This is a genomic window from uncultured Methanofollis sp. (assembly GCF_937919355.1).
In the GTDB taxonomy this organism is placed as follows: domain Archaea; phylum Halobacteriota; class Methanomicrobia; order Methanomicrobiales; family Methanofollaceae; genus Methanofollis.
Genome location: NZ_CALFSA010000186.1, coordinates 1 through 9,536, shown reverse-complemented (window position 1 = coordinate 9,536; position 9,536 = coordinate 1). Strand labels below are relative to the sequence as shown.

At 63.4% G+C, this 9,536-nt stretch carries 9 protein-coding genes; 3 read left to right on the top strand and 6 right to left on the bottom strand.

Annotated features, from left to right (window positions below; translation table 11 throughout):
• Nucleotides 1–24: 24 nt before the first annotated feature.
• The 4 genes from Q0520_RS09205 to Q0520_RS09190 form a co-directional block, all read right to left on the bottom strand.
• On the bottom strand, nucleotides 25–615 hold the full coding sequence (locus Q0520_RS09205) for a hypothetical protein (RefSeq protein WP_298669203.1): 591 nt from the start codon (nucleotides 613–615) through the stop codon (nucleotides 25–27).
• Between the two features lie 74 nt (nucleotides 616–689).
• The gene (locus tag Q0520_RS09200; protein ID WP_298669201.1) at nucleotides 690–1,019 is read right to left on the bottom strand and encodes a DUF5400 family protein; all 330 of its coding nucleotides are present in this window, start codon (nucleotides 1,017–1,019) and stop codon (nucleotides 690–692) included.
• A gap of 9 nt (nucleotides 1,020–1,028) precedes the next feature.
• Nucleotides 1,029–1,865 (bottom strand): DsrE family protein, encoded by an 837-nt coding sequence (locus Q0520_RS09195; RefSeq protein WP_298669198.1) that lies wholly within the window; start codon nucleotides 1,863–1,865, stop codon nucleotides 1,029–1,031.
• A gap of 3 nt (nucleotides 1,866–1,868) precedes the next feature.
• Entirely contained in the window at nucleotides 1,869–2,549 is a 681-nt protein-coding gene (locus Q0520_RS09190) for a DUF169 domain-containing protein (RefSeq protein ID WP_298669195.1), read from the bottom strand.
• 168 nt (nucleotides 2,550–2,717) lie between these two features.
• Here Q0520_RS09190 and Q0520_RS09185 point away from each other — a divergent pair, with 168 nt between their 5' ends.
• Complete coding sequence (locus Q0520_RS09185; RefSeq protein WP_298669192.1) at nucleotides 2,718–4,352, top strand: GAF domain-containing protein; 1,635 nt, start codon at nucleotides 2,718–2,720, stop codon at nucleotides 4,350–4,352.
• Between the two features lie 90 nt (nucleotides 4,353–4,442).
• Here the strand turns inward: Q0520_RS09185 and Q0520_RS09180 are convergent, their stop codons facing one another.
• Both Q0520_RS09180 and Q0520_RS09175 read right to left on the bottom strand, forming a co-directional pair.
• On the bottom strand, nucleotides 4,443–5,678 hold the full coding sequence (locus Q0520_RS09180; protein ID WP_298669189.1) for a methyltransferase domain-containing protein: 1,236 nt from the start codon (nucleotides 5,676–5,678) through the stop codon (nucleotides 4,443–4,445).
• 265 nt (nucleotides 5,679–5,943) lie between these two features.
• Complete coding sequence (locus Q0520_RS09175; RefSeq protein WP_298669206.1) at nucleotides 5,944–6,642, bottom strand: SagB/ThcOx family dehydrogenase; 699 nt, start codon at nucleotides 6,640–6,642, stop codon at nucleotides 5,944–5,946.
• Nucleotides 6,643–6,729: 87 nt separating this feature from the next.
• Here Q0520_RS09175 and Q0520_RS09170 point away from each other — a divergent pair, with 87 nt between their 5' ends.
• Nucleotides 6,730–7,590 carry a cupin domain-containing protein gene (locus Q0520_RS09170; RefSeq protein ID WP_298669187.1) on the top strand — a complete coding sequence of 287 codons (861 nt, stop codon included), beginning with the start codon at nucleotides 6,730–6,732 and terminating at the stop codon, nucleotides 7,588–7,590.
• Nucleotides 7,591–7,711: 121 nt separating this feature from the next.
• Nucleotides 7,712–9,536: M3 family metallopeptidase (locus Q0520_RS09165; RefSeq protein ID WP_298669184.1), on the top strand; the 1,825-nt coding region annotated here is incomplete at its 3' end.

The following is a 9,536-nucleotide window of genomic DNA, read 5'->3' as shown; positions in this document are numbered from 1 at the left end:
GTGTCGGGAGATCTGAATGTATTATTACAGGACCTCGACCTCGTCGTCCTGCACCTGACGCACTCTCTCCTCGTAGGCACCGGGATCCTGCGCATACTCCCTGATAGCCCGCACGTCCTCCGCCGCACGCCCCCTCAGCGACGCCTCCAGCGCGGCGAGTTCGGCGTCGTGGCGGGTGAGGGCCGACGCCACCGCCGGGGAGAAGTAGTCCTCTTTTCTCACCCTCCCGCCGGCGAAACGGGGTGCGTCGTACTTTAACTGCCCGACCACCGCCCGTGCGTCGCCCAGGACCGCGAGGAGGTGGAGGGCGTGCCTCACCGCCGTGCGGTCGTCCCCGGAATGCCCGAGGGCCGCCCGTATCCGCACGGCCGCCTCCTCCTTCTCCGCCGGCAGAGTCCCCTGCCGCACAACCGAGGCGTACATCACCTGGAGGGCCATCGTCGCCGCCCTCCCGCCGAGGCCGAGCACCCCTGCGACCACGTCGAGGTCGGTAGGGGAGAGAGGATCCACTGCCTTGTACAGGAGGAGGTCATGGAGGGCGGCATGGACGGCGTCGCGGTTCCCCGCCGCCAGGGCGTCCTCCAGGTCTCTGGTCTGAAAATGTGCCGCCACCATCTATCGGAAAAAATCGTCCCGGAGACGCATGAAGGTTCCTGCGGCAGAGAAAAAGAGGAAGGTGACGACGGCCCTTACAGGGCCACCGTCGCCACGGCGAAGACCGGGAGCATCGTCACGAGCGCCATGTGCGCCCCGTAGCCCGGCGAGGTCTGGAAGGTGTACTTCAGGGTCTCCCAGAGCTGCGTGAAGGCCGTGACGGCGACGAGCACCTGGAGGACTGCGGCGGCGGAGACGAGGGCCGGCATGCCGGTCGCGACCGCCGCCAGGGTGGCGAGGAGGGCGAGCATGATGGCGCCGAAGTGGAGGGCGAGTTTCATGCCCTGCATCCTGAAGGTGATGAAGCCCGTGACGACGCTGCCAACGAGGAGCGCGAGGGCGATCACCTGATAGGTCATGTCCATGTTTTCACCTCAGAAGTTCACGACCGCGTAGCGGGGGTCGCTCAGGAGGTTGATGTAGGTCGCCGCGCCTGCCAGTTTCACGCCGGGGACGAGGTCGGCCTCGATGATCCCCCTGAACTTCGCCGAGAGTTCGCAGGCATAGACCGTGGCGCCGGCATGCATGACCTCGGCCATCACCTGGTCGAGGGGGGCGAAGTCTGGGTGCCTGACCGCCGCCGCATTCCCCTTCTTCGCCAGGCTCACGCCGTCCATCAGGAGGAAGATGGTCACCTTCTTGCCCATGCTCGCCGCCACCTTCGAGAAGATGAAGGTCGCATAGGCCCGCTCGGCATTGCCGATGCCGTTGCTCTGCGCGACGAGGACGCTGTCCTTATCAACGACCGCCGCGGCCCCGGCCTTCTTCTCCGCCTTCTCTGCGATGAGGACGTGCCTCTCCCCCTCGACGCCCTGCTCCACGATGACCGAACCGGACGAGGCGACCGCCGCGGCGACGTCGGCGATGGTGTCCGCGCTCGTGCTCTTCACCTTCAGCCTCTCCCCGACAGGGAGGGAAGCAAGGATGTTCCCCACCGTGATGACGGGGCCGGGGCAGAAGTCCCCGCTGACATCGATCTCTTCCATGGTCTTTCCCGATGGAATCATGCGTGCTTCAACGGTCGTCCCCGACCTGGTCGTCTCCAGTGTGTATCCGTGCTTCCTGGCCACGGCGTCCATCCCGGCCTCTGCGCCCGGGCTGAGGACGAAGCGGACCTCCTCCCCCGGCGTGTCGAGGTGCGTGATGACGTTTGCGGCAAGGAAGGAAGCGTTCGGGGCCATGATGCCGGTCGCCCTGATGGTCTTCACCATTTTTTATCCCCACTTCTCCGCGAATACCTTCAGCGCCTCAACGATCGGGGCGAGGTCCTTCGGCGGGATGCCCATGATGACCTCATCCTCCGCAATCCCCGAGTTCTTCCTCGACCCGTTGCAGCCGAGGGTCATGTTGGGGACGCCGCGTTGCATGACGGCGACGACGGCGTCGGCGCAGAGGGACTGGATGCCCGAGTAGTCGCTGGAGAACCTGCCGCCCGCGGCGTGGAGGTACGCCTGGGTGAGGCGGAGGGCCTGCCTGGGGGTGGCGACGACGACGACGACGTCGGGCTCGAAGTCCGCGGCCTCCAGGGGTGCGTAGACCGAGGCGTAGTAGGTCTCCTCGTTCTTCGGGATGGCCGAGACCGTCTCCAGGGCGCCTTCTGCGGTCTTGAAGTTGCCGAGTTTATGGTAGGTGCTGCCCCTGGCCACGGCCCCGGGGAGGGGTTCGATACCCATGACGCCGGCGCCGCCCTTGCACATGTGCTCCTCGCGGGTGGCGTAGCCCTTCATGCCCTTCAGCCGGGCGTCCTGCACGAACTGGCAGTGCCTGCTCTTCTCTGCGATCTTCTCGCAGCCTGCCGGCACGTCTGCGGGGGTCTTTGCAAGCTTCACGGCGACAGGGCTCCCCTTGAGTCCCAGGAGCGCTGTCAGGTCTTTCACGACTGCTTCGTATGACATGGTTCTTCCTCCGCACCCCGGAGGGCCCGGGGCAGGCGTTAGACTAATTGGTCTAACTATATCATATAGTATATTTCCTATCTATACTTTCCGCTTGGGGCACTGCATTCCTCCTACAGGCAGGAGAGATATTATTATGGGCGGGCAACATTAGACCATATAGTATAGATGCCGATGACACAGACAGACGACCTCTCAGATACCGAACACCTCATCCTCGCCTACCTCCAGTCCCACACACCCCGGGAGTGCATGCTCGACAAGATCTCGACCGGGATCAGCAAGAGCAGGGCGACGGTCCTGAAGTACCTGGGGATGCTCCATGCCCGGGGGATTATCGGCTACACGTTCATCGGCAGGAGCAAACTCTGGATGCTGAAGGAAGCGGCAGGTGTCGAGGAGAGGAGGGAAGCCGCCGTCGCCGCGGCCCCCTCCGGCGACTCCCAATCCCTCGCCTCTCTTGCCTTTGAACTCCACAAACTCAGGTTGCGGGAGGCCGAGGTCGTCGAGGCGCTGGACCACCCGGAGACAGTCGTGCTGACGGTGACCGACGACCTCACTATCGTCGGCAAAAACCGCCTCTTCGCCTCCCTCTTCCCCGGCGCCGTCAGCCTCAGGGACGTGGTGCGCCCGGCGCAGGCCGTGAGGCTCGAAGGGGCGATGGCGAGGGCAGGGGCGGGCACGCCGGCCTCCCTGGAACTCGACCTCATGGAGAAGGCCGGGATCTTCCGGCCCTACGAGGTCACCCTCTTCCCGCCCCGTCCAGGCGAACCGGCGGGCGGCATGGCCGTCGTCGGCGAAGACCTCTCCAGCAGACGGAGGACGCGGCGGCACCTGGAGGCGCTCCTCTCCATCATCAGGGCGGCGGGGAGCGCACCCGACGAGGAGCGCCTCCTCGTCGAGGCGATGACGGGCATCAGGGAGAAACTCCTCCCCTACCTCCACGCTGCGGTCTTCATGGCCGACATGCGGATGGCGTACGCCACCTTCGCGCTCACCGGGAGCGTCCGCGACGGCCTCGCCCCCTTCCTCGCCCGCGCCATGACGGCGCTCGGCACGGTCGCCGCGGGGAAGGACGAGGAGGTCGTCCGCCTCCTCGCCGCCGCCACGGGGAGCACGTCGGCGGCGAGCGCCGTCGCCGTCCCCATCCTTGAAGAGGAGAGGGCGACAGGTGCGGTCCTCCTCCTCCTTGACGCCCCCGCGACCGCCACCGACGTCGAGAACGTCGAGATGGTCGCCGACGAGATCGCAAGCGCCCTGAAGATGCAGAGGCTGGACAGGGAGAGGTCTGAATATGTCAACACCTTCCTTGCCATGAACAGGATCTCCGGCATCCTGAACGACACGCGGGACGAGGGGTCGATGCTGGCGAAGTCCATCGACGCGGCGATGGAGTCCCTCGGTTTCGAGATGGGCTGCGTGTACCTCAGGGACGAGGCCGACGAGATGGTCCCGCGGGTGCAGAGGAACATGCCTGAGAGCCTCAGGCTGATGTGCCTCTCCGGCAGCTTCGACCGCCTCTTCGACCTGGCCTTCAGGGAGAGGAGGGTCGTCTATATCACGCGGGGGACGCCCGACTATGCCGGCCTCCCTCCTGACGTGAAGGCGAGCGGCGTGGCGACGGTCCTCATCATGCCCATCAGGATCGGGGACGAGGTCGTGGGCCTCCTGAACATGGGGAGCAGGGACGAGAAGCATTACATGGCGACGAGTCTGGAGAACATCTCGTCCATCGGCCTCCAGCTCGGCATGGCCCTCGAACGCTCCCGCCTCGCCCGCGCCCTGGAGGGGGATCACGCATGAGGGGCTATTCGACGACGGGGCGATGAAGGGACCGATTTTCGTCGGATCACCCGGCGGATCAAAAAAAGAATTTTTTTCCGAAAGCACTCGTCACTCTTTTTTCCCGTAGATCACCAGCCCGTAGGGATGGGCGATCACCTGCCAGCCTCCAAGCTGCGAACACCCGAGCACGTCCATGATCTCCTCCCGGGTATACGCCGCCCTGACCGAGGTCTCAAACCCTGGCCTGATCTCCGGGGGTTCGCAGGACTCGTACATCTGCCGGTAGATTTCAGGGGAGAAATCGCGCCGGAGATCGGTGATGCAGAACCGCCCTCCGGTCTTCAGGACCCGCGCGATCTCGTCGAAAACCACTCCCGGCGATTCCCATTCGTGGAGGGATCCGTTCGAGAAGACCGCATCAAAGACGCCGTCTTCAAACGGCATCGCGAGGGCGTTGCCTTCCTGATACCTGACCCGGGAGGCAAGGCCATAAACGGCTGTGTTCTTTTCAGCAGAGGCGATCATCGCCGGGCTGATCTCAAGACCGACCAGTCGCGTCTTTTCGGTCGCCTTCAGCCACTCGAGCCCGAAGTAGCCGGGTCCGGGGCCGATCTCAAGGGCCACACCCGATCTGATCCCCGATTCAAGAAGATCCTCGACGGGCAGGTGCCCCTCATCCCTCAGCCCCTTCTGCATCTGTTCATAGAATGCAACGGTCATCTCATCCTGGATGCCGTCGCACGTTTCTGGTTCTCTCTGCTCAAACATCAGTTTCTCCTGATTTTTTTCCTTCGCACGATACCGTGCATCAGCCACTTCCTCAAGCCTCAGGAGTCTCCCCTCTCTCACGACCGTCATCGACACGTGCAGGCGGTCCCGCGATCTTTTCAGGTCCTGAAGCACGCTCATGAACGACGTATCATCATAAACGCCGGTGAATTTCGCGCACAACATGGCGAAATTCTGCTGCTCGTCTTCCGTCAACCGCGCCATCCCTTCTTCAAGGTACGCGAAGAGCCGTTCTTCGATCGCAAGAATCCACTCCTCTCCCTTTCTGGTGGGGACGATACGATACGTCCGCCGGTCGTCCGGGTCCCGGACCCTCCGAACATATCCCTCCTTTTCGAGATGATTGATGTGATCGGTGGCGGTGCTCCGGGAGACGCCGAGCATGCCGGCAACATCGCCCATACAGATACGAGAGAAATAGGCGGTGTAGAGGATCTCCGTGGCAGCAGGGGAAAGGGGGCTTTTTCGTCCCCGGTCGACTTCCCAGAGCATATTCATGGCGATCTGCACCATTCCCAGCGAGAGGCGGATGCGTGCGGTTGCGGGCATACCCATGGTACACTGTCCGTCCGTGCCGGCTATAAATATTACGGATATCCGTAATACTTTGGAGCAACAGTATCCGTTTCCCTGCACGGAACGGCTTTGCAGGGCAGGGCCGTTCGGGGTGCAGGGGCGTGAGCGCACTCTTTGATCCCGTATGGAGCACAGGCCTATCTGGCGGCACTGCAGACCGACACCGGGGAAAGACGCGTGCGCTCTTCGCATCCTTCATCTCCCTGCTGAAATGCCTCCTCTCCCGGAGGTTCATCCGGTGGAATCACACCTTCCCGACAGGCATCAGGTAGAGGGGGCGCTCGTCCTCCTCTATCTGCATGACTCTTCTGACCCCTCCGTCGTCGAAGGCCCCGATCGAGACCGTCCCTATCCCCAGAGGGACGGCCTGGAGGTAGATGTTCTGGGAGGCGTGGCCGGCCTCCATGTACACGTACCTGACGCCCCTCTCCCCGTATTTTCCTGTCGTCCGCTCGTACACCCCCGAGATCACGATGACAGCCGCCGCGTCCTCGATGGCCGACTGGTTGAGGGCGACGCGGGCGAGGGCCGGGCGTGCGTCACCCTCGGCGAGGCGGCGGAGGAGGTGGCCGGACGGGACATAGCGGTAGACCCCTGCCGGGAGGTCGGCGACATTACCGGTCGCGACCGTGACCTCCAGCGGGTAGAGCGCCCCTGCCGACGGCGCCGTCCTGTAGCCGCGGACGTCTGTCACGCCCTGGGCCGCCCAGAGGAGTTGCCCGAGTTCGGCGAGGGTGAGGGGCGTGCCGCCGTAGTCGCGGACCGACCGCCGCCCTGCAAGCGCTTCCTCCACCGACATCTCCCCCGCGGTCTGCGGTTGCGGGAGTTTCACCGTCCCGTTCTCACGCTCCCCGGCTACGCCCGTCTCCTGTCCCAGAAAGACTGCGCCCATGCCGACCAGTACGGCCATGGCAGCGAGGAGTACGATGAGTGCTGTGTTCATCTTCACCTCTCCCCTCCACCACCGCACGCTACTTATGGGTAGTGCCCGGGGGAATCGGATTTATTTTTTCAGGTTGATTCTATAAACATGCACAGGACCGCTTCTCTTCTGTTCATCTGCATCCTCCTCTCTGCCGGTTGCCTCTCGGCACCTCCTCAGCAGGGGGAGACTGTCCGTCTGATCACGCCGCCGGCGGGTTTCTCCCTCTTCGACAGCCAGGGCACCTATGCCGGGATCATCGGCAACGAGACCCCTGATATTCCGGCAAACTACAGCATGGGAATTGTCACCATCCCGCCGGGCAACGCGACGCCCCCGCACAGGCTGATCGGGAGCACCGAGTTCGTCTACCTGATCGGCGGCGAGGCCGAGATCAGGTGCGACAACCGCACCGTGACCGCCCGCGAAGGCGAGGCCGTCCTCCTGCCGGAGGGCGTGCTCCAGTCGATAGCCTCTGTCGGCAAGACCGACCTCCGCTACGTCAACGTGATCCAGCCTCCCTTCGCGGCGGCAAAGGAGGTCTTGGGAGACGACCTGACGGTCCTTGCAGGGACGACCGACGGCGTGCCTGTCGTCATCCCCGACCCCGGGGCCGGGATGGCGTGGGACATGGGCTCTGACATGATGATCTACACCCTGGCAAACCCGGTGCTGATGACGGAGATGGCCCTCCCCATCGACTACAGCGTCGCCTATGCCGAACTCCTCCCCGGCGGGTCGATCGGCTACAACCGTCTCAACGGGTCGTCAGAGGTGATCTTTGTCATCAGCGGCGAGGTCGAGGTCTTCACGCCGGAGGGAAGCGTGGTACGGGTCCCGGCCGGCAGTGCGGCGTACGTCCCGCCCGACCAGGTGAAGGGCTACAGGAATGTCGCGGCGTCGAACGCCACGATGTTGAGCGTCGTCGACCCGGCCTGGACGCTCGAAAAGACCGAGATGCTGGAGTGACAGGCCTCTTTTTTGAGGGACAGAACCCCTCTTCCGTTCTCCTCTGAGGAGAGGACTGGACCGGAAAGATCTCGTACGCCTTTATCTCCCATCAGAGAGACGTAAAGATCACTGATCCCCCATGCATACCAGCGTTCACCACATCTGTTTCGGGGCACTTCTCCTGATCGCCATCTCCCTCATGACGGCAGGGTGCCTCCAGGACACACACCAGGAAGGCCCGGTCTCCGTGCCGGGACCTGACAGTCCCATCCAGACGCACTACGCACCGGGCGAGATACCGCGGCTGAGCGCGGCCGCAGAGGAGACTGCAAACGCCTCTCTCAACGCTATCGTCGAGATCTCTCCGGAGAAACGCACCTTCGATAACACTGTCCTCGCCTTCGACCGGGTCATGGCCGACTACTCTGATGCGGTCGGTCCCCTGACGTTGATGGGATATGTGTATCCTGATGCCGCAATCGCCGCCGAGGGGATGGCCTGCGAGGAGTCCGCGGCCGCCTTCGTGACCGCCGTCTCCACCCGGCGCGACCTCTACGACGCTCTCCGGGACCAGACTCCGCACACCCCCGAGGAGGCCCGCCTTTACAACGTGATCATCAGGGACTTCGAGAAGAACGGCCTGGATCTCCCGGAAGACCGCCTTGCAAAGGTCAGGGAGATGAGGACGGAGTTGAGCGGCCTTGAGACCCGGTACTCTGCCAACCTGAACAACGACAACACCACGATCGAATGCACTGCCGACGAACTTGTTGGAATACCGCCGGCGGCGATGGCGGCGTTCTCGCAGACCCCGCAGGGGACATATATCGTCACCATGAAGTACCCCGACTATATCGCGGTGATGACCTATGCCGACAATGCCGACACACGCAAGAGGATGTACGAGGCGTCCAGCAACCGGCAGGCGGAGGCGAACACCGCCCTGCTCGAAGAGGCGATCGTCCTGCGCCAGAAGATAGCACGGGAACTGGGGTACGCCACATGGGCCGACTACCAGACCGACGGCAGGATGGCGGGGAACACGAGCAACGTGATGACATTTCTCACATCCCTGCAGGCGCCCCTGAAGGAGACGTACGACGACGGGATGGCCGAACTCCTCGCCGTGAAGAAGGGTCTGGACCCGGCGGCAACGGCCGTCGATCCGTGGGATGTCACCTACCTCCAGGAGATACAGAAGAAGCAGGAGTATGCCTATGACGAGGAGGAAGTCAGGGAATATTTCCCTCTCGACACCGTCCTTCAGGGCCTCTTCGAGACCTACGGGACCCTCTTCGACATCGAGTTCTCCGAGGTCGGGGACGCCCCGGTCTGGTCTCCGGACGTCAGGCTGTATGCGGTGAAGGACCGGGCAGACAACGAGACGATCGGTTACCTGTACCTCGACCTCTATCCGCGTGAGGGGAAGTACGGGCACTTCTGTGCAGCCCCGGTGATCGGCGGGAGGCTGAAAGACGGCACGTACTCAAAACCGGTCGTTGCGATCATAGGGAATTTCAACAGGCCCGGGGGCGACAGGCCGTCTCTTCTCTCAATGTACGAGATAGAGTCTCTCTTCCACGAGACCGGGCATGCGATGCACCATCTCCTGACGACCGCACCCTATGGCTCCCTGTCAGGGTTCAACGTGGCGCTCGATTTCGCCGAGACTCCCTCCCAGACTCTTGAGGAGTGGGCATGGGACCCCGAGGTCCTGGAGTCGATATCGGGCCATTATACTAATGCGTCCAGAAAGATTCCGGCCGACCTTCGCGACCGCGTCATTGCGGCGCGAGATGTCGGTACAGGGACTTTCTACACCCGCCACCTGCTTGCAAATTCCCTGGAGGATATGCGTTTCCACACGGCGACAGGACCGGTCAACGTGACCGAGGTCTGGTATCAGACCTGCGAGGACGTGACGGGCACGCGGCCTCCTGCCGGCACCCATCAGCCTGCATCTT

Bases quoted from the DNA above. Each gene is read 5' to 3' on its own strand.
- Q0520_RS09205 (WP_298669203.1), bottom strand. From the start codon at position 615: ATGGTGGCGGCACATTTTCAGACCAGAGACCTGGAGGACGCCCTGGCG.
- Q0520_RS09185 (WP_298669192.1), top strand. From the start codon at position 2,718: ATGCCGATGACACAGACAGACGACCTCTCAGATACCGAACACCTCATC.
- Q0520_RS09170 (WP_298669187.1), top strand. From the start codon at position 6,730: ATGCACAGGACCGCTTCTCTTCTGTTCATCTGCATCCTCCTCTCTGCC.
- Q0520_RS09195 (WP_298669198.1), bottom strand. From the start codon at position 1,865: ATGGTGAAGACCATCAGGGCGACCGGCATCATGGCCCCGAACGCTTCC.
- Q0520_RS09175 (WP_298669206.1), bottom strand. From the start codon at position 6,642: ATGAACACAGCACTCATCGTACTCCTCGCTGCCATGGCCGTACTGGTC.
- Q0520_RS09200 (WP_298669201.1), bottom strand. From the start codon at position 1,019: ATGGACATGACCTATCAGGTGATCGCCCTCGCGCTCCTCGTTGGCAGC.
- Q0520_RS09180 (WP_298669189.1), bottom strand. From the start codon at position 5,678: ATGGGTATGCCCGCAACCGCACGCATCCGCCTCTCGCTGGGAATGGTG.
- Q0520_RS09190 (WP_298669195.1), bottom strand. From the start codon at position 2,549: ATGTCATACGAAGCAGTCGTGAAAGACCTGACAGCGCTCCTGGGACTC.